At 69.5% G+C, this 19,245-nt stretch carries 17 protein-coding genes, 2 tRNA genes and 1 pseudogene; 6 read left to right on the plus strand and 14 right to left on the minus strand.

Annotated elements, in window-relative coordinates; translation table 11 throughout:
- Positions 1–61 precede the first annotated feature (61 nt).
- The 5 genes from HLB44_RS33640 to HLB44_RS33660 all read right to left on the minus strand — a co-directional run bounded on the left by HLB44_RS33640 (position 62) and on the right by HLB44_RS33660 (position 4,426).
- Positions 62–1,024 (minus strand): ribose-phosphate pyrophosphokinase, encoded by a 963-nt coding sequence (locus HLB44_RS33640; protein WP_343051725.1) that lies wholly within the window; start codon positions 1,022–1,024, stop codon positions 62–64.
- 60 nt (positions 1,025–1,084) lie between these two features.
- Positions 1,085–1,161: transfer RNA gene (locus tag HLB44_RS33645), tRNA-Gln, on the minus strand.
- 39 nt (positions 1,162–1,200) lie between these two features.
- Positions 1,201–2,109: a 4-(cytidine 5'-diphospho)-2-C-methyl-D-erythritol kinase gene (gene ispE, locus HLB44_RS33650; protein WP_217283916.1), complete on the minus strand. Its 909-nt coding sequence runs from the start codon at positions 2,107–2,109 to the stop codon at positions 1,201–1,203.
- A 2-nt stretch (positions 2,110–2,111) separates the two neighbouring features.
- Positions 2,112–2,654, minus strand: a complete 543-nt coding sequence (locus tag HLB44_RS33655; RefSeq protein WP_173134169.1) for a lipoprotein insertase outer membrane protein LolB — start codon at positions 2,652–2,654, stop codon at positions 2,112–2,114.
- The gene (locus HLB44_RS33660; protein WP_173134174.1) at positions 2,651–4,426 is read right to left on the minus strand and encodes a tetratricopeptide repeat protein; all 1,776 of its coding nucleotides are present in this window, start codon (positions 4,424–4,426) and stop codon (positions 2,651–2,653) included. Before HLB44_RS33660 ends, HLB44_RS33655 begins: the two co-directional genes overlap by 4 nt.
- A 59-nt stretch (positions 4,427–4,485) precedes the next feature.
- On the opposite strand from HLB44_RS33660, the gene mutM reads away from it, so the two are divergent.
- The 3 genes from mutM (at position 4,486) to mutY (ending at position 8,484) form a co-directional block, all read left to right on the plus strand.
- Positions 4,486–5,313: a bifunctional DNA-formamidopyrimidine glycosylase/DNA-(apurinic or apyrimidinic site) lyase gene (gene mutM / locus HLB44_RS33665; RefSeq protein ID WP_173134189.1), complete on the plus strand. Its 828-nt coding sequence runs from the start codon at positions 4,486–4,488 to the stop codon at positions 5,311–5,313.
- 124 nt (positions 5,314–5,437) lie between these two features.
- On the plus strand, positions 5,438–7,432 hold the full coding sequence (locus HLB44_RS33670) for a dynamin family protein (protein ID WP_173134205.1): 1,995 nt from the start codon (positions 5,438–5,440) through the stop codon (positions 7,430–7,432).
- Positions 7,429–8,484 (plus strand): A/G-specific adenine glycosylase, encoded by a 1,056-nt coding sequence (mutY, locus tag HLB44_RS33675; RefSeq protein ID WP_173134208.1) that lies wholly within the window; start codon positions 7,429–7,431, stop codon positions 8,482–8,484. The genes HLB44_RS33670 and mutY overlap by 4 nt, the downstream gene beginning before the upstream one ends.
- Before the next feature lie 13 nt (positions 8,485–8,497).
- Here the strand turns inward: mutY and HLB44_RS33680 are convergent, their stop codons facing one another.
- From HLB44_RS33680 to HLB44_RS33695, 4 genes are read right to left on the minus strand one after another with little or no spacing between them, the layout of a single operon-like run.
- Entirely contained in the window at positions 8,498–9,130 is a 633-nt protein-coding gene (locus HLB44_RS33680; protein WP_246312619.1) for an LON peptidase substrate-binding domain-containing protein, read from the minus strand.
- Positions 9,127–10,053, minus strand: a complete 927-nt coding sequence (gene rapZ / locus HLB44_RS33685; RefSeq protein ID WP_173134212.1) for an RNase adapter RapZ — start codon at positions 10,051–10,053, stop codon at positions 9,127–9,129. Before rapZ ends, HLB44_RS33680 begins: the two co-directional genes overlap by 4 nt.
- Complete coding sequence (recN, locus tag HLB44_RS33690) at positions 10,050–11,729, minus strand: DNA repair protein RecN (protein WP_173134215.1); 1,680 nt, start codon at positions 11,727–11,729, stop codon at positions 10,050–10,052. Before recN ends, rapZ begins: the two co-directional genes overlap by 4 nt.
- Positions 11,730–12,605 (minus strand): NAD kinase, encoded by an 876-nt coding sequence (locus HLB44_RS33695; RefSeq protein WP_173134218.1) that lies wholly within the window; start codon positions 12,603–12,605, stop codon positions 11,730–11,732.
- A 107-nt stretch (positions 12,606–12,712) separates the two neighbouring features.
- Here HLB44_RS33695 and hrcA point away from each other — a divergent pair, with 107 nt between their 5' ends.
- Positions 12,713–13,741 carry a heat-inducible transcriptional repressor HrcA gene (hrcA, locus tag HLB44_RS33700; protein ID WP_173134221.1) on the plus strand — a complete coding sequence of 343 codons (1,029 nt, stop codon included), beginning with the start codon at positions 12,713–12,715 and terminating at the stop codon, positions 13,739–13,741.
- Here hrcA and HLB44_RS33705 read toward each other — a convergent pair.
- A complete protein-coding gene (locus tag HLB44_RS33705) occupies positions 13,738–14,673 on the minus strand; it encodes a LysR substrate-binding domain-containing protein (RefSeq protein WP_173134224.1) in 936 nt (311 codons plus the stop codon). The two genes, hrcA and HLB44_RS33705, sit on opposite strands and share 4 nt — an antisense overlap.
- A 99-nt stretch (positions 14,674–14,772) precedes the next feature.
- On the opposite strand from HLB44_RS33705, the gene HLB44_RS33710 reads away from it, so the two are divergent.
- Positions 14,773–15,132: a DUF2917 domain-containing protein gene (locus HLB44_RS33710; RefSeq protein WP_173134227.1), complete on the plus strand. Its 360-nt coding sequence runs from the start codon at positions 14,773–14,775 to the stop codon at positions 15,130–15,132.
- Here the strand turns inward: HLB44_RS33710 and HLB44_RS33715 are convergent.
- A complete protein-coding gene (locus HLB44_RS33715; protein WP_173134230.1) occupies positions 15,098–15,769 on the minus strand; it encodes a hypothetical protein in 672 nt (223 codons plus the stop codon). The genes HLB44_RS33710 and HLB44_RS33715 overlap by 35 nt on opposite strands.
- Before the next feature lie 131 nt (positions 15,770–15,900).
- Between HLB44_RS33715 and HLB44_RS33720 the strand changes: the two genes are divergently transcribed.
- Positions 15,901–15,977, plus strand: a tRNA-Ile gene (locus HLB44_RS33720).
- 224 nt (positions 15,978–16,201) lie between these two features.
- Here the strand turns inward: HLB44_RS33720 and rtcA are convergent.
- The 3 genes and pseudogenes from rtcA to HLB44_RS33735 form a co-directional block, all read right to left on the minus strand.
- The gene (rtcA, locus tag HLB44_RS33725; protein ID WP_217283920.1) at positions 16,202–17,269 is read right to left on the minus strand and encodes an RNA 3'-terminal phosphate cyclase; all 1,068 of its coding nucleotides are present in this window, start codon (positions 17,267–17,269) and stop codon (positions 16,202–16,204) included.
- Between the two features lie 117 nt (positions 17,270–17,386).
- Positions 17,387–17,581: pseudogene (locus HLB44_RS33730) on the minus strand (DNA polymerase beta superfamily protein); the annotation flags it as partial.
- Positions 17,582–17,640: 59 nt separating this feature from the next.
- A complete protein-coding gene (locus tag HLB44_RS33735) occupies positions 17,641–18,864 on the minus strand; it encodes an RtcB family protein (RefSeq protein WP_173134233.1) in 1,224 nt (407 codons plus the stop codon).
- Between the last annotated feature and the right edge of the window lie 381 nt (positions 18,865–19,245).

Here is a 19,245-nt window from a genome sequence, read left to right on the forward strand (position 1 = left end):
AAAGCGGCCGGATGGCCGCAACAAAATGGGAAGGGCTGCCGACGGCAGCCCGCTCTCCCGACTAAAAATTATTGTTCTGCTCGGCGAACAGCGACGTCACCGACTCGCCGTCCGAAATGCGGCGGATCGTCTCGGCGAACAGGAAGGCCACCGACAGCTGGCGGATCTTCTTGCAGCTCTGCGCCGCGTCGGACAGGGGAATCGTGTTGGTGATGACGACCTCGTCGAGCTGGCTGCCGGCGATGCGCTCGATCGCCGGGCCCGAGAAGATCGGATGCGTGCAGTACGCGAAGACGCGCTTCGCGCCGCGCTCCTTCAGCACCTCGGCCGCTTTCACCAGCGTGCCGGCGGTGTCGATCATGTCGTCCATGATCACGCAGTTGCGGCCTTCGATCTCGCCGATCACGTGCATCACTTCGGAGACGTTGGCCTTCGGCCGGCGCTTGTCGATGATCGCCAGGTCGGTGCCGAGCTGCTTGGCCAGGGCGCGCGCGCGCACCACGCCGCCGACGTCCGGCGACACGACGACCAGGTCCGGGTAGGCCTTGCTCTTCAGGTCCGACAGCAGCACCGGCGACGCGTAGATGTTGTCGACGGGGATGTCGAAGAAGCCCTGGATCTGGTCGGCGTGCAGGTCCATCGTCAGCACGCGTTCGACGCCGACGGTTTCCAGCAGGTTCGCGACGACCTTCGCGCTGATCGGCACGCGCATCGAGCGCGGGCGCCGGTCCTGGCGCGCATAGCCGAAATACGGGATCACGGCGGTGATGCGGCGCGCGCTGGCGCGCTTCAGCGCATCGACCATGATCAGCAGCTCCATCAGGTTCTCGTTCGTCGGCGCGCAGGTCGGCTGCACGACGAAGACGTCGCGGGCGCGAACGTTCTGATGGACCTCGACCGTCACTTCACCATCGGAGAAGCGCCCGACGGTGCACTTGCCCAGCTCGACGCCGAGACTCTTGCCGATTTCCTCGGCGAGGGCGGGATTGGCGTTGCCGGTGAACAGCACGGTGTTGAACAGCACGGCAGCTCCGCGAAAGCTCAGGTCTGCTGGGAAGTGGAAGAACGCAGGAAGCGAGATGTTTGGCAGGGGAGGAAGGACTCGAACCCTCGCATGTCGGAATCAAAATCCGATGCCTTAACCAACTTGGCGACTCCCCTACACAGGACCCGGCTCGCGCCGAACCCTCGAATCCCTTTTCAGTCTGCCCAACCCCACAACGGGTGCTGGTCGAGACTGCGGCTCAAGCGGCCGACCCATCGGGGCGGAAGATCGTTCTCACCCCAAGTCGCCACGGGCTGGTCGCCTGCGCCGGCTCTCGCGAACACTGCACTGCCGGAACCCGACATACGGCTGTTGCCGAAGCGGGCCTCCAACCACCGGGCGGCTTGCGCTACCTCGGGACAGTGGTCTTCGGCGGCGGCTTGCAGGTCGTTGCGGCCCCAACTCATTGTCGTCATTGCCGCTGCGCCTGCTTCCGCGCCCGACAACCACTGCATGAGCTGGGTGTCTGCGAGAAAGTCCACGACTATAGCAGCATCGCTATCGCGCCGCAGCAAGGGGCTCGCAAAAATCGCGGCGGTCGCCACGGGCTGGGGTGGTTTGACCAGCGCGAACCACTGGCGCGGCAGCGCGATCGGCGTCAATCGCTCGCCGATGCCTTCGACGAATGCGTTGCGGCCGCCGACGAAGAAGGGCACGTCGGCGCCGAGCTTCAGCGCGAGCGTTTGCAGGCGTTCTCGCGGCCAGTGCAGGCCCCACAGGCGGTTCAGCGCCAGCAGCGTGCTCGCCGCATCGGAGCTGCCGCCGCCGAGCCCGGCGCCCCAGGGCACGTTCTTCAGCACCGAGATGTCGGCGCCCAGCGTGCAGCCGCTCGCCTGCTGCAACGCGCGCGCGGCGCGCAGGCTCAGGTCGTCTGCCGGCAACACCGCGCCGAGGTCGTGCCGCGCCAATGCACCGTCAGCGCGCAGCTCGAAGTGCAGCGTGTCGCACCAATCGAGCAGCACGAAGATCGACTGCAGCAGGTGATAGCCGTCGGCGCGACGACCGACCACGTGCAGGAAGAGGTTGAGCTTGGCCGGTGCCGGAACGTCGTAGAGCGCGCGCAGGCTCACGACCCCGGTTCCAGCTTCGCGCGCACCGTCACCACCGGCGCCGCGGGCCGGCGCGCCTCGACCCAGCCTTCGGACCAGCGGGCGAGGCTGATGCGCCAGCCGAGTTGTTCGAAGCCGGCCTCGTTGTCGCTTCGCGGCGTGAACTTCGCGCCCGTCCACGGGCGCCCGCGCAGCCAGTCGAACAGCGCAGCGATCGGGATGCGCTCGCCGAGCGCGTCGACCGCCAGGGCGTCCAGGTCGGGGTAGGCGGTGCGGCCATCGCTGGTGATCAAGGCGGCTTCACCGGGTGCCCAGCGCGCCTGCGCCGCCGTGGCGCCGAGCGGGCCGCTCAGCACGAGCTGGCCGTGTGTCGGGTTGCCGCTCAACTCGAAGCTCGCGCTGACGTTGCGCGGCGGCTGGCTGTCGACACGCACCGCGAGGCGTCCGGACAGCGTCTCGCTCGCGCCGGGTGCAGCGGTGCGCTGCGGTGTCGCGCAGCCGGCGAGCAGTGCCGCCGCCAGCAGAGCGAGCGCCGCGAATCCGCGCGCGCCCCGCGTCACAGCCCGACCTTGAGCCGAGCCAGCGTCTCGCGCAACAGCTCGTTGTCGGCGTCGCGGCCGCGCGCGTCCTGCCAGATGCGGCGCGCTTCGTCGCGTTCGCCCATCACCCACAGCACTTCGCCCAGGTGCGTGGCGATCTCGGTGTCCGGCCGGGCCCGGTAAGCCTGGCGCAGCAGGCGCGCCGCCTCCTCGCGATTGCCGAGGCGGTACTCGACCCAGCCGAGGCTGTCGGTGATGAACGGGTCGCCGGGCGAGAGGTCGAGCGCCTTGCGGATCAGGTCGCGGGCTTCGCCCAGGCGCTGGTTGCGATCGGCCAGCGAATAGCCGAGCGCGTTGTGTGCATGCGGATGCTCGGGCTTGAGCTCGATGACCCGGCGCAGCAGGCGTTCCATTTCGGCGAAGCGTTCGACCTTCTCCTCGGCCATCGCCTGCTCGTAGATCAGGTCGACATCGTCGGCGAACCGGCTGTTCGCGGCGGCGAGCACGGCGGCCGCGTCGGGCCAGCGCTTGCCGTCGCGCAGCAGTTGCGCCTCGGCCAGCAGCTTGGCGCGCACGTCGTCGCCATTGCGCTCGGGCACCGCGTGGATCAGTGCGCGCGCCTCCTTGACCTTGCCCTGGCGCATCAGCATCGACGCGCGACGGCTTTGCACCTCGAGCGCACGCTGCGGGTTGTCGACACGCCCCAGCCATTGCTCGGCGGCCTTCAGGTCGCCACGCTGCTCGGCCACCTGCGCCAGCAGCAACCAGGCCTGCGTCGTCGCCCGATCGGCCGTTGCCACCGGGTTGTCGTCGTCTTCGTCGCGCATCTCGGCCCGTGCGTCGCCGCGCTGGGCGATCTCGACGAAGCGCAGCAAGGCGGCTTCGGCTTCGGGCAGCTGCTTCAGCTCCAGCCGCAGCGCGCCCAGCGACAGCCACGGTTCGGCCAGCTCCGGACGTTCGCGGGTCAGGACTTCGAGCTGTTCAGCGGCGTCGGTGTAGCGCTGCGCCTGCGTCAGCAGGCGCACATAGGCCAGGCGCACCGCGGGCTCGGCCGCCGGCCGGGCGAGGTGCTGCGTCACCAGGGCCTCCGCGGCGGCCGTGCCCGGCAGCATGTCGAGCGCGACCAGCGCCGGCCCGGGCGCCGCGGGGTCCGCTGCCTGGGCCAGGCGCAGCCGTTCGAGCGCCGCGGCGTTCTGGCCGGCATTGACCTGCACGCGGGCGAGCGCGACCAGGCTGGCGACGCGCGTGGCGGGCGGCGTCAGGTACCGCTCGAGCACCGGCTCGGTGATCGCCAGCACGCGAGCCCGGTCGGTCGCACGTTGCAGCAGTCGCGGCAGCGAGGCGATCAGCATCGGCCGCTCGGTGTCGGGCACCGCCGCGAGCCAGGCCTGCAGCGGGTCGGCCAGGTCGTCCAGGCGGTTCAGCGCGAGCAGGATCTGCACTTCGAAGCGCATCGCTTCGGCGACCTGCGGCCGTGCGACGCGCCAGGCGCGCGCGGCGGCCAGCGCCTGGTCACCGGCACGCGCCTGCAGCGCGATCTCGATGGTCCGGCGGAACAGGGCATCGTCGCCATGCCGGCGCGCGGCATCGAGCATCACCTCGTAGGCACTGCCGGCGCGGCCGGCGCTGAGTTCGAGCTCGCCGATCAGCAGCTGGTAGAACAGCGGCGCGTCGAGCGGTGAGTTGGCGGACGCCGAGTCGTCCTGGGCGAGAACGGCGCCGGCGCCGATCGTGAGCACCGCGCTGGCGATCCAGGATCGCAGGCGGCGCGAGGGCGCTGGGGAACGGGGCATCGTGATTCCTCGAACAGGCGTCGATTCTATTGGGCCTGCCCGGCACCGATAATTTCGCCATGCCCGAGCTGCCCGAGGTCGAAGTGACGCGCATCACGCTGGCCGAACGCCTGCGCGGCGGGCGCATTCAGTCGGCGCGGCTGGGCAAGCCGCTGCGCTGGCCGCTGGGCTGCGCGCCGGAAGCACTCGCCGGCTTGCGTCTGGGCGACCTGCAGCGGCGCGGCAAGTACCTCTGGCTGCCGCTGGACGGCCCGGCGCGGCGCGGCGGCCTGCTGATGCACCTCGGCATGTCGGGCTCGCTGAACCTGGCCGATGCGCCGCCACCCGCCGGCGCGCACGACCACTTCGAGCTGCACACCGACCGCGGCACGCTGCGCCTGACCGATCCGCGCCGCTTCGGCGCTGTCGTCTGGTCTGACGCGCTGAATGCCGACCCGGCCGCGAAGCTGCTGGCGCGGCTCGGCCCCGAACCCTTCGATCCCACGCTGACGCCGCAGCGCTTTCACCAGGCGCTGCATGCGCGCCGCTGCAACATCAAGGTGGCGCTGCTCGGCGGCGAGCTGATCGTCGGTGCCGGCAACATCTACGTCAGCGAGGCGCTGTTCATCGCCGGCATCGATCCGCGCGCCCGCTGCGATCGCCTGAGCCGGCCGCGCGCCGAGAAGCTGCTGGCCGCGCTGCGCCAGACGCTGGCGCGGGCGATCGCGCTCGGCGGCTCGACGCTGCGCGACTTCCGCGACGCGCACGGCATGAGCGGCGCCTTCCAGGACCAGGCGCTGGTTTATGGCCGCGAAGGCGAGCGCTGCACGCGTTGCGAGGGCACGGTGCGGCGCATCGTCCAGGGCCAGCGGTCGACCTTCTACTGCCCCGGCTGCCAGCGCCGCTGACGCCGCCGGTCGTCGTCAGCGCGCGACGTGTCCCCACGCTTGTGGGCGATCAGCGGTCATTTGCACGCCGCCGAAAAGAAAGCTTGCGCTAGCATCGCTCGCAACTTCGTCCACCGCTGTCCGCATGTCGTCGACCCTGTCGCGTGAGCTCGATTCCCTGGCCGAGTGGCGCCGTTCGCTCGACCGCCGCATCGACCAGTTCGCTGCGCTGCTCACCGACCACGACCTGCTCGATGCCGAGGCCTCCGGACTGGCGACGACGCTGCGCCAGCGCCTGGCATCCGACCGGCTGGTGCTGGCCTTCGTCGCCGAGTTCTCGCGCGGCAAGTCTGAGCTGATCAACGCGCTGTTCTTCGCCGACAACGGCCGCCGCGTGCTGCCGGCGACTCCCGGCCGCACGACGATGTGCCCGGTCGAGCTGGCCTGGGATCCGCAGGATTCACCCGGGCTGTCGCTGCTGCCGATCGGCACGCGTCGCGGCGGCCAGCCGGTGTCCGCCTTGCGTTCGCGCCCCGAGCTGTGGGAGCAGCACGCGCTGCCCACCGGCGATCCGGCTGCACTGGCCAAGGTGCTCGAAGAGGTCACGCGCACGCAGCGCGTGCCGATCGACGATGCGCGCGGCCTCGGGCTGTGGGACGACGAGTCGCCCGACGACAACCCGCCGCGCGACGAGAACGACCAGGTCGAGGTGCCGGCCTGGCGCCATGCACTGATCAACTATCCGCATCCGTTGCTCAAGCGCGGGCTGGTCGTCGTCGACACGCCGGGGCTGAACGCGATCGGTGCCGAGCCCGAGCTGACGCTCGGCCTGCTGCCGTCGGCGCACGCGATCGTCTTCCTGCTTGCCGCCGACACCGGCGTCACGCGTTCCGACCTGTCGATCTGGCGCGACCACCTCGGCGACCGCTCGCTCGAGCGCTTCGTCGTGCTGAACAAGATCGATGCGCTGAACGATCCGCTGCTCGATGCCGGCCAGATCCAGGCACAGGTCAGGCACCAGTGCCAGACGGTCGCCGAAACCCTGGGCATGCCGCCGCAGCGCATCTTCCCGATGTCGGCGCGCGAGGCGCTGCTGTCGCGCCTGGGGGACCCGGACATCGGCGACGGCGGGCTGCCGGCCCTGGAACAGGCGCTGTCGAACGAGCTGCTGCCGCAGCGCAGCGGCGTCATCGGCCGCCTCGTCGAGGACGGCGTGCTGGTGCTGCAGCAGCGTGCGCTGAAGCGCCTCACCGATCGCCGGCGCCAGGTCACGGAGCAACTGCTCGATCTGCGCGGCCTGCGCGGCAAGAGCAGCACCAAGCTGCAGATGATCAGCCGCCGCTTCGAGGCCGATGCCACGGCCTTCGAGCAATGCATGCCGCGGCTGGCGGCCTTGCGCGCGGTGCAGTCGCGCCAGCTGCGCGACGTGCTGAAGCTGGTGTCCAGCGAGCGCGTGCGCACCGAGACGCTGCGCATGCAGACCGACAGCGAGTCCAGCTTCTTCAAGCTCGGCGCCGGCAAGGCCTTCGCGCAGCTCGGCGAGCGGCTGCGCGGCATGCTCGATGCGGCCGAGGTCGGTGTCGAGGAGATGGACCAGATGCTCGCCGCGAGCCACCGCCAGCTGAATGCCGACTTCGGATTCGCGCTCGCCGCAACGCCGAAGCCGAGCGTCGACAGCGCGCGGCGGGAGCTGCAGCGCATCGAGGCGAGCTACAGCCGCTACTTCGGGATCACCAAGCTGTGGCGGCTGTCGGAGCCGGGCTTCCTCGCGCAGTTCCAGCAGGTGCTGCTGTCGCGGCTGCGCGTGGTGTTCGAAAGCGCCGCGGTCGAGATCGAGCTGTGGGGCAAGGCCGCGACGTCGCAGCTCGAATCGCAGCTGCGCGAACGACGCCGCAGCCTGCACCATCGCCGCGAGGCGTATACGCGCATCCAGGCCGCCGAAGGTGAGCTGGAGCATCGCATCGCCGAGGTCGAAGCGCAGGACCAGCGCCTGCAGCAAGCCGCCGAGCGGGTCGAAGCCGCGGTCGATGCGCTGCGCATCCTGGCCGTGTCACCACCGCGCGCCGACGCGACGCCGGAACCGGCGCCGCGGCTGTCGCTGGTGCACTCGACGTCGCTGGTCTCGCGCGGCGCCGCGTGACGGGTAAGCGCCCGTCGGCAGCGACGCTCGTCGCTTGGCAGCGCACGCACGGCCGCCATGCGCTGCCCTGGCAGCGCACGCGCGATCCGTACCGCGTCTGGCTGTCGGAAATCATGCTGCAGCAGACGCAGGTCGCGACCGTGCTCGGCTATTACGAGCGCTTCCTGCTGCGTTTTCCCGACGTGCGCTCGCTGGCCGCCGCGCCGCAGGACGAGGTGCTCGCGCTGTGGAGCGGCCTCGGCTACTACAGCCGCGCGCGGAATCTACATGCCTGCGCGCGCGCGGTGATCGAACACCACGGCGGCAGCTTTCCGAACAGCAGTGCCGCACTCGCCAAATTGCCCGGCATCGGCCGCTCGACCGCGGCGGCGATCGCCGCGTTCTGCTTCGGCGAGCGCACCGCGATCCTCGACGGCAACGTCAAGCGCGTGCTGACGCGTGCGCTCGGTTTCGGCGACGACCTGGCCGAGGCCGCGCATGAACGACGGCTGTGGCAACACGCCGAGGCGCTGCTGCCGAAGACCGGCATCGAGGCCTACACGCAAGGGCTGATGGACCTGGGCGCGACGGTGTGCACGGTGCGCCGCCCGGCCTGCGACGCCTGTCCCTGGTCGAACTGCTGCGTCGCCCGCGCCGAAGGCCGGCCCGAGGCCTACCCGGTGAAGACGCGCAAGCTCAAGCGCGGGCGGCGCGAGAACAGCCTGCTGCTGCTGACCTCCGGCGCGCAGCTGTGGCTGGTGCAACGTCCTGCGCCCGGGGTCTGGGCCGGCTTGTGGAGCCTGCCCGAGTTCACCGGCGACGAGGCCGTGCAGGCCTTCGCCGCGCAGGGCCCCGGCCGGATCGAAGCGCTGCCGCACGTGCACCATGTGCTGACGCACTTCGACTGGCAGTTGAAGCCCTGGCACTGGCAATTGCCGCCACGCACCGCGGCAGCGACGCGGCAGCGAATCGAGAGTGCATTGCCAGGAGACGGCCGCTGGTTCGCACGCGACGAGGCGCTCGCCGCCGGCCTGCCGGCGCCGGTGCGCCGCCTGATCGATCAGCTGGCCTGACTCAGCGGTCGCATCAGCGGCCGGGGATCACGCCCTTGCCGCGCAGGTATTCATCGACGAGCTTCAGCCGCATCTCCGGCTCCTGCAGCTCCATCAGCTTCTGCTTGGCGGCCAGCGAGATCGGCAGGATCTCGCACCAGCGGTTGGCGACCCAGCTCGCGTCGTCCATGCGGTAGGGCTCGGCGAAGGGCACGTGACCTTGCTGGCGCAGCGATTCGATCGCGTTGTTCAGCGCAACCACCGTGGCTGCCTGCTCGCGCGGCGGCTTGAGCGTCGCGTCCGGCGGCAGCAGGCTGGCGTCGGCGAGCCACAGGCCATCGGGCTGCTGCTGCGGCGTGCCGGTGCGAAAACGCTTCCCGCCGATGCAGCGCACGCGCAGGATGCCGGCCTGCTCGGCATCCACCTCCTCCAGGTGTGCGAGCACGCCGACCGCTTCGAAGCGCACGCGCTCGCCGCCGCTGGATTGCACGTCCGAGCCCTGGTTCAGGCAGACGACGCCGAAGGGCGTGACCTGGCGCAGGCAGCGGCTGACGAGGTCGAGGTAGCGCGTCTCGAAGACCTTCAGGCTCAGCACGCCGCCCGGGAAGAGCACCGTCTGCAGCGGAAACAAGGGCAGGCCGACGAGGCGCGTAGCCGAATCAGTCAATCGATGGCATCCAGTTCGCGGTGTCGCGCCAGCGTAGCACCATGGTCGGCGAAGCGTTCGCGCAATTGCTCGACGATGTACACCGAGCGGTGCTGGCCGCCGGTGCAGCCGATCGCCACCGTGACATAGGCGCGCTGATCGGTCGCCAGCGCCGGCAGCCAGCGGCGCAGAAAGCTCTCGATCTGGTCGAGCATCTCGGCCGCTTCGGGCTGCTCGGACAAGAACTCGGCCACCGGCGCATCGCGGCCGGACAGCGGCCGCAGCTCGCGCACGTAATACGGGTTCGGCAGCATGCGCACGTCGAACACGTAGTCGGCGTCCAGCGGCACGCCGTACTTGAAGGCGAAGGATTCGAAGACCAGCGTCAGCCGGTCGTGGCGCGCGTCGACGAGGTTGCGCACCTGCTGTCGCAGCCCGGCCGGGCGCAGCGTGCTGGTGTCGATCACCGTCGAGACCTCGCGCAGCTCGGCCAGCAACAGCCGTTCGAGCTCGATCGCCTCGATCAGCGCATGGTGCAGGCCGCCGGCCGAGTCGGGCTGCGAGAGCGGATGCGGCCGGCGTGTCTCAGAGAAGCGCCGCACCAGCGTGTCGGTGCTGGCGTCGAGGAACAGCGGGCGGATCGTCACGCCTTCGCTGCGCAGCTCGAAGATCAGCGGCACCAGCGCCGGCAGCGAGCGCGCGGCGCGGGCGTCGACGGCAATCGCGACACGCTCGGTGTAGCGCGGATGGTCGAGCCGCATGTAGTCGCGCAGCAACTCGGGCGGCAGGTTGTCGACGCAGAAGAAGCCGGTGTCTTCGAGCGCATGCAGCGCAACCGACTTGCCCGAGCCCGAGATGCCGGTGATCAGCACCAGCTCTCGAGGCCGGCCCGAGGCTGGGACCGCGGCGCTTTCCGGTCCGTCCGGCGTCGGCTCGCCGATCATGCGCGGGTGCGCCGTTTCGGCGCTGCGGGGGGTTCGCCGCCGAGCAGCGCCTGCGCATGCGCGAGGCTGGTGCCGGCGAGGTGCTCGCCGCCGAGCATGCGGGCGATCTCGGCGACGCGTGCTTCGCCGGCAACGGCTTGCACGTCGCTCGTCGTGCTGCCGCGGCTTTCGGTCTTCGAGACGACCAGGTGCTGGTCGGCACAGGCGGCGACCTGCGCCAGGTGCGTCACCGCCAGCACCTGGCGTTCGCGGCCGAGCTGCTTCATCAGCGCGCCGACGGTGTCGCCGACCGCGCCGCCGATGCCGGCATCGATCTCGTCGAAGATCAGGGTCGACGCGCCGCCGCCACTGCGCACCGTGGTCACCGCGATGGCGAGTGCGAGACGCGACAGTTCGCCGCCTGAGGCGACCTTGGCCAGCGGCCGCGGCGTGCTGCCGGCATGGCCGGCGACCGCGAACTCCACCGATTCGAGCCCGAAGCTCTGCGGCTGGGCCTGTGCCGGCAACTGCACCTCGAAGCGGCCGCCGGCCATGCCGAGCGTCTGCATCGCCTGCGTGACGGCCGCCGACAGCGCCGCCGCCGCTTTCCGGCGCGCGGCGCTGACGCCACGCGCTTCGTCGCGATAACGCGCATCGGCCGCGGCCAGCGCCTGCTCGAGCGCCGCGCTGTCGGTGGCCGCATCGAGCACGCGCAGCTCGTCGCGCCAGCCGGCGAGCAGCGCCGGCAGCTCTTCCGGCGGCCGGCGGTAGCGGCGCGCGAGGCCGAGCCAGGCCGACAGTCGCGCGTCGACCTCGGCCAGCCGGTCCGGGTCGAGCTCGGCATGGCCGAGGTAGCCGTTGAGCGAATGCGCGGCATCCTGGAGCTGAGCCATCGCGCCTTGCAGCACCTCGATCACCGGTTGCAGGCGAGCATCGTGCCCGACGACGTCCTGCAAGGCGTCGATCGCGCGCTGTGTGCCGCTGGCAGCGGGCGTCTCGCCATCGTCGACCGCGTCCAGCGCGCCGCGCGCGGCGTTGATCAGCGCCTGCGCATGGCCGAGCCGCTGGTGCTCGGCGCTCAGCTCGGGCCATTCGTCGTCGCCCGGGGCGAGCTTGTCGAGCTCGCCGATCTGCCAGGCCAGGCGCTCGCGCTCGCGCTCGATCTCGTCGCTGCGCTCACGCGCGCGCTGCAGTGCTTCGGCGGCGGCCTTGCGGGCGGCATGGGCCTCGGCCAGCGGGCGGGTGTCGATGCCGGCCTGGCCGTCGAGCAGCTCGCGCGTCGCCGCCGGCCGCGTCAGGCCTTGCCAGGCGTGCTGGCCGTGGATGTCGAGCAGTGCATCGGCGAGCTCACGCAACTGGGCGATCGTCGCCGGGCTGCCGTTGATCCACGCGCGGCTCTTGCCCTGCGCGTCGATCGTCCGCCGCAGCAGCACGGTGTCGTCAGCGGCGAAGCCGGCTTCGTCGAGCCAGGGGCCGAGCGCGGGCAGCGCGTCGAACTCGGCGCTGACCTCGGCGCGCGCCGCGCCTTCACGCACGACGCCGGCATCACCGCGGCTGCCGAGCGCGAGCTGCAGCGCATCGACCAGGATCGACTTGCCGGCACCGGTCTCGCCGGTCAGCACCGAGAAGCCGGCGTGGAATTCCAGCTCCAGCGACGGGACGATCACGAAGTCCCGCAGGGCGAGGCGCCTCAACACTCAGACCACTCCTTCGTACCAGCGCAGCTTGCGGCGCAGCGTCGCGTAATAACTCCAGCCGCGCGGATGCAGGAAGCGCACCTTGCGCGCCGAGCGCTGCATGCGCACCTGGTCGCCGTGCAGCAGGCTGGCCAGGCGCTGCATGTCGAAGTTGGCCGACGCGTCGCGGCCGGCGACGACGGTGATCCGCACCTCGCCGGCATCGGGCAGCACGATCGGCCGGTTCGACAGCGTGTGCGAGGCGATCGGCACCAGCACCCAGCCGGCGATGCCCGGATGCAGGATCGGCCCGCCGGCGGACAGCGAATAGGCGGTCGAGCCGGTCGGCGACGCGATGATCAGGCCGTCGGCGCGGATGTTGGCGATGAACTCGTCGCCGATGTCGACGCGCAGCTCGACCATGCCGGCCGTCGCGCCGCGGCTGACGACGACGTCGTTCATCGACAGGCCTTCGTAGATGCGCTCGTTGTCGCGCCAGACCTCGCCTTCGATCATCGCGCGGTGCTCTTCGGCATAGTCGCCGGCGATCATCGGCGCCAGTGCTTCGCGGAACTGGCCGATCGGCACATCGGTGATGAAGCCCAGGCGGCCCTGGTTGATGCCGACCAGCGGGATGTCGAAGCGGGCCAGCTCGCGCGCGAAGCCGAGCATCGTGCCGTCGCCGCCGACGACGACGGCCAGGTCGCAGCGCTCGCCGATGGCTTCAGCGTTCAGCGCGTCGTAGTCGGTGACGCCGGTGTTCTGCGCGGTCTGCTGCTCGAACGAGACTTCGAGGCCCTGGCGGACGAGGAACTGCGCGACTTCTTCCAGCACCGGCCGGATGCCCTCGGCCTGGTACTTGCCAACCAGTGCGGCGTGGAGAAAACGTCGGCCCATGGGCGGCACGGTGGGGGGAATGCGAGGCATTACACCACAGGGTATCGCGGCCAACGCGCCTTGGCGAGCGGTGCCTGCGGGGCGGCTCCGTACAATGAAAAACACAGATGGACGAACGTGCCCGCACGCTGCTCAAGACGCTGGTCGAGCGCTACATCGCCGACGGCCAGCCGGTGGGCTCGCGCACGCTGTCGCGCGCGTCAGGGCTGGAGCTGTCGCCGGCGACGATCCGCAACGTGATGGCCGACCTCGAGGACCTTGGGCTGATCGCCAGCCCGCACACCTCGGCCGGCCGCGTGCCGACGCCGCGCGGCTACCGGCTCTTCGTGGACACCATGCTGACCGCGCGCCCGGTCGACCTGGCGCACGAGCCGCCCGAGATGGCCGGCGTGCGCGAGCAGCTGCAGCCCGACCAGCCGCAGCGGGTGATCGCGCAGGCCGCGCAGCTGCTGTCGAACCTGTCGCACTTCGTCGGCGTCATCACCGCGCCCAAGCGTGCCGGCGTCTTCCACCACATCGAGTTCATGCGCCTGGGTGAGAAGCGGGTGCTGGTGATCCTGGTGTCTTCCGACGGCGACGTGCAGAACCGCGTGATCTTCACCACCCGCGACTATTCGCAGTCCGAGCTCGCCGAGGCCACCGCGCTGCTGAACAACCACTACACCGGCCTGGCGATCGACGAGATGCGCGGGCGGCTGCATGGCGAGATCGAGACGCTGCGCGCCGAGATCGCGGTGCTGATGCAGGTCGCGGTGCAGGCCGGCAGCGATGCGCTGAGCGAAGGTAGCGAGCAGGTCATCGTCTCGGGCGAGCGCAACCTGCTCGGCGTCGAGGATTTCGGCCACGACCTGGGCTCGCTGCGCAAGATGTTCAACCTCTTCGAGCAGAAGACCGAGCTGATGCGGCTGCTGGAGAACTCCAGCCGCGCCGAGGGCGTGCGCATCTACATCGGCGGCGAGTCGGGCGTCGTGCCCTACGAATCGCTGTCGGTCGTGTCGGCGCCCTACGAGGTCGACGGCCGCGTCGTCGGCACGCTGGCCGTCGTCGGCCCGACGCGCATGGCCTACGAGCGCATGATCCAGCTCGTCGACATCACCGCGCGGCTGGTCGGCAACGCGCTGTCGGGTCCGCGCTAACTCGTCATCTGCGCGGCCATCAGCGCACGCGTGTGCGCGGCCTCGGCGAGCAGCCAGTCGACGAAGCGCCGGCGTGAAGCCGAATCGGCGCCGCGGCGCTCGATCAGCCAGTAGCTGAAATCGGCGTGCAGCGGCGTGCCGCGCGGGCGTAGCGCGACCAACCGGCCGTCGGCGATCAATTGCGCGACCAGCGGCGAGCGGCCGAGCGCGACGCCGTGGCCGGCGAGGGCGGCGAAGATCACCTGGTCGTACTGGTTGAAGCCCATGCGGGCGCGCGGCTTCAGCGGCCCGAGGCCCAGCGGCCGGATCCAGTCGGCCCAGCGCAGCCAGGGGCGGGCGAGCTCGTCGTATTCGAGCAGCGTGAGCGTGCCCAAGTCGTTGTTTTCGAGGATCGGATCGAGGCCCAGCGAGGGGCTGGCGACGGCGACGATCTGCTCGTCGAAGCAGCGCACCGCGCCTGCGGGCGCGCGCTCGGCCGGGCCGTAGCGCAAGGCCAGGTCGACGCCTTCGCGCTCGAGGTCGACGGCGCGGTTGCCGGCCGACACGCGCACGTCGACCGACGGGTGCGCGGCCTGGAAGTCGCCCAGCCGCGGCAGCAGCCACAGCGACACCGCGCCGATCGTCGAGGTCAGCGTCACCGGCGCCTCGGCGCCGCGCTGCCGCAGCGATTCGAGGTGCTCGTGCAGCTGCGTGAACCACGCATCGGCCAGGCGGAACAGCCGCTCGCCCTCGGGCGTCAGCTCGATCGCGCGGTGGCGGCGGTGGAACAGCGGCAGCCCGAGGTGTTCTTCGAGGCCGCGGATCTGCCGGCTGACGGCCGACTGCGTCAGGAACAGGTCGGCCGCCGCCAGCGTCACGCTGCCGCGTCGCGCGACCGCGACGAAACCGCGCAGCAGGTCCAGCGACGGCAGCCGGGCCAGCGTGTTATCCATGAGTGCAGCGCATGTGAAGCAGGCGAATTGATCGTTCGACAGGACGCCGATGCTCGGCTGAAATACAGCCATCGTCAATCAGCAACCGAAAGGCCGATCATGAACACGATGCATGTCATTTCCCACCGCAGCGAGCTGCCGGCGACGACGGCGATGCGGCTCGGCGAGGCCGACCTGATTGCGCTGGACGTTCAGCCGGGCGACCGGCTGCGCAGCGACTGCGGCACGCTGTGGATCACGGTGGACGGCGAAGCGCGCGACGTGCTGGTCAGCGCCGGCGAGGTGCACACGATCGAAGCGGCGGGGCGGATCAACGTCTCGGCGCTGCGCAGCGCGAACCTCGTCGTGCTGGGCCAGGCGCCGCTGCGCTGGCGGCGTGTCAGCGAAGCCGGGCGCGGCTTCGCCGAACGCCTGGAGGATGCCTTCAGGGCGCTATCTTCACGACCTGCGTGGCACTGAAGGTCGTGACCTGCGGCGGCTTGGCGATGGTCGTGCTGCTGCCGGTCAGCGTACCGGTGCCGAAATTGAGCCGCGACGTCAGGCCCGACCCGGTCACCGACAGGCCGGTGAACTGGGTGTTCACCAGGGCCCCGGTGAAGATGTCGTAGGTCGTCGTCTTGTCGGCGTTGAGCGTCACGTCGATCTGCAGCCCGATGCGGCCGTTGCCGGTCTCGAGCACGCAGAAAACGAAGTAGGCGTTGGCCGGCGAGACCTTCTGCCAGATGCCGGCGTACTCGGTGCCGACCCAGGCCAGCGCCAGCGCGGCATTGAAAGGCTGCTGCACGCCGCCGATCGTCATCGTGCCGCTCATCGACGAGCCGGCGACGTTGGCGATCAGTGCGTCGTTCGGCTGCACCAGCCCCTGCAGGCTCAGCGAACTGGCCGACCCCGAACCCATCCAGACGCGCAGCGCGTCGAGGCTGCCCGGCACCTGTAGCGCGAAGGTCGCGCCGCTGGTGGCGTCCTGCAGGAACAGCGCGTAGTCGCCGTTCTGCGTCGACCACAGGCCGTTGACGCCGGCAGCCTGCGCGGCCGAGGCGAAGACGCCGCAGGCGGTCAGCCAGAGGGCGGTGAACAGGTGGCGCAGCAGTCGCATGGTGGTCGAGCTCCGAGGGCGGCTGCCGCCATTGGAACCCGGCCGGGCAGCGCGAATGCGACGAAATCCGACGTCTTCGCCGGCGTTTGTTACGGCAGCACCGCCTCCTACAATCCGCGCCTTCGCCCCGGGGGCCGTTAGCTCAGTCGGTTAGAGCAGAGGACTCATAATCCTTTGGTCGTTGGTTCGATCCCAACACGGCCTACCAAATTTCAGGGATAGACGAGAAGCGATCACTGACTTTTTTTGGATCGACTTTTCGACTTTGAGCTGGTGCCAGTCTGGGCGCGACCCCGGGCAGCGGGACGTCTCGTTGAGGGCCGAGGTGTTGTGCTCCGAGGGGTGTTTGACGGAAGCGCTCGCGGCGGTACAACCGCCGGCGTCTTGCCGCGACGCCGTCCTCTCTCACGTGGCGCGCAAGCTGTCGCCGGCTCAGACGTTCGCCGCGGCAATCACGCGCACGCAAGGGCACGCGCCAGTCGAGTCCACATCGAACCTCACCGGCAGGAACTGCTCGATCACGCCAATGTTGGTCTTGGCATGTTCGGTCATCGTGGTGCAGGTGTAAGACGCCTCGCCGCCTTGTGCCACGACGGCAAGTGCCAGCGGCACCATCCACTGATCCGCCAGGTGTTGCCCCAACGCGCCATCGCTCGTCTGGTGCGCCCTGATCTCCTTGACCAAGGCGCCTGCCACCTGCTCGGCACTCACACCCTTCTCGCCGAAACCGGTGACGACCTCGTTCACATGCGCATAGCCAAGCGTGGCCATCAGCGCGTTGCCCGGGCCTTCGTTCTGCCGCACGGCCGGCGTGCGCAGTTGGTCGCCCGACCAACCCAGCGCGCGCGCCAGTGCCGCGAGTTCACGCAACGCTACGGCGCTCGGCAAGGCCGGCGCGAAGCACTCGGCGTACGCCTCCTGCACCGGGCCGCGATCGGTCAAGTCGAAGGGCTGCAGACCCGCCTCGGTCGGCTGCACCAGAGCTGAAATCTCGCCACCGCCGGCCGGATAGAAGCCCAGCCGACGCAGTTCCAGATCGAGACCCACACCAAGGCGCCGCAGCAGCGGTGCGAAGCTACGTTCGAGGAAGTGAAACGGCGGCGCCATCGGGTTGTGCGTGCCGCCGCTGAGCGACACGCGGCTGGGCTTGCCACAGAGCATCAGGGCCGGCAGCACCGTCTGCAGCACCAGCGTGCAACTGCCCGCCGTGCCGACATTGAAGGCGTATTCGCCGGCGCGCACGGGGCCGGGTTCGAAGACCAAGGTCTGCGAGCCGAGCTCCGCCCCCTCCACCTTCGCGCCGCAGACGGCCGCAGCCGCCTGCACACAGGTCAGGTGCTGGCGCATCAATCCTGGCTTCGGACGCTTCGCACGGATGCGTTGGATCGCCATCGGCTGGCCCGTGCACATCGACAGGGCCAGGCCCGTGCGCAGGATCTGGCCGCCGCCTTCGCCGGTCGAGCCATCAAGTTCAATCACGTTCACTTTTCTCTCGTTCATTCTCAAGGATGGTCTCGCCAGGAAAGCGTCCAGCATCGTGGTGTCAGGGCGGGACGAATCCACGACCACCTGCGCGGCGGCTGTATTGAGTTCGCCTTCGATGAAGTCGTGGATGCACAGGCGGTTCACGTAGACGAAGCGCACGTCGTAGTCGCTGTCGGGCGACGCGAAACCCCAGCCGCGGCTGCCGGACTCGCAGGCGAACAGCACCTTCACGTCGTGATCGACCTCGATCTGCCGCAGACAGTCGAGGATCTGAACGCGCATCGCCGGGTCGATCGGGTGCGCACTGATCAGTGTTTCGTTCTTCATGACTCCCTCCCCTTTCATCTTCAGATGGGGAGGGAGCCACCAGGCCCGACCTTCCCCAATTAGCCCTTCACACACACCACCTGCTTCAAGGTGTGGACGACTTCCACCAGGTCTTTCTGCGCCTCCATCACGGCATCGATGTCCTTGTAGGCCATCGGGATCTCGTCGATCACGTCCTTGTCCTTGCGGCACTCGACGCCTTCGGTCGCCCGGATCTGGTCGTCGACCGTGAACAGCTTCTTCGCCTTGGTCCGGCTCATCACGCGGCCGGCACCGTGGCTGCAGCTCTCGAAGCTCTCGGCGTTACCCAGGCCGCGCACGATGTAGCTGCGCGCACCCATGCTGCCGGGAATGATGCCCAGCTGACCACGCTTCGCGCTCACCGCGCCCTTGCGCGTCACGAACACGTCCTCGCCGAAGTGATGCTCCTGCTGCACATAGTTGTGGTGGCAGTTGACCGCCTCGACATGCGACTCGAACGGCTTCGTGATCACCTTGCGCACCGTCGCGATCAGGTTGGTCATCATCACCTCGCGGTTGCACGCTGCGAACTTCTGCGCCCAGCCCACGCCGCGCACGTAGTCGCCGAAATACTGCGCACCTTCCTCGAAGTACGCCAGGTCCTGATCGGGCAGGTTGCGTTGGTGCAGTTCGGCGTCCTTCTTCGCCAGCTCGATGAAGTGCGTGCCGATCGCATTGCCCACGCCGCGCGAGCCCGAGTGAAGCATGAACCACACGAAACCGTCCTCGTCGAGGCAGACCTCGATGAAGTGGTTGCCGGTGCCCAGCGTTCCGAGGTGCTTGCGGTTGTTCGTGTTCTTGAGGCGCGGGTGCAGCTCGCACAGCGCATCGAACTCGTCCACCAGCGTCGCCCAGACCTGGTCCACCGCATCTGGCGGGTTCTCCCAGCTGCCCTGGTCGCGGCCGCGGTTGCGCGGCGACGAGCCGTGCGGCACGGCACGCTCGATCGCGGCACGCAGCGGAGCCAGGTTGTCGGGCAGGTCGTTCGCGTGCAGCGTGGTCTTGCAAGCCATCATGCCGCAGCCGATGTCCACGCCGACGGCGGCCGGGATGATCGCGCGCAGGGTCGGGATCACCGAGCCCACGGTCGCACCGATGCCCAGGTGCACGTCGGGCATCGCGGCGATGTGCTTGAAGACGATGGGCAGGCGCGCCGCGTTGGCGAGCTGCTGCTTCGCTTCGTCTTCCACAGGCACGCCGCGCGTCCACATCTTGATGGGCACGCCGCCTTCGGGTTGCTCGGTGTTGTAGTTCTGTTCCATGTTCATCTCACTTCATCTCACACAAAAGAACGGTGACCAGGATCGATGAAACGTCACTCCGCCATCCATTGCTGGACCGGGATTCGGACCCGGGCGCCCCACGCATCGCTGCGAAGGGCACGCGCCGGCCCTCGAGGAGCCAGCGCGTGCGTCTACCTGTAGTTCCATCTGCATTCACCGCAAAAAATGGTGCCTCGTTGCGACAAGGGTTGGTGAAACGATCGTGCTCTACCGGACTGAGCTACGGTCCCCCTGATGTGGGACCGGCGGGATTTGAACCCGCGACCACGAGCTTAAGAGGCTGTAGTTCCACCTGCATTCGCAACGCGACATCAAAACAAACGCGACAAGGGACGGCAAGACGTTTTGCCAGTGCCGGTT

This window comes from Pseudaquabacterium terrae, assembly GCF_013266755.1.
GTDB lineage: Bacteria > Pseudomonadota > Gammaproteobacteria > Burkholderiales > Burkholderiaceae_C > Pseudaquabacterium > Pseudaquabacterium terrae.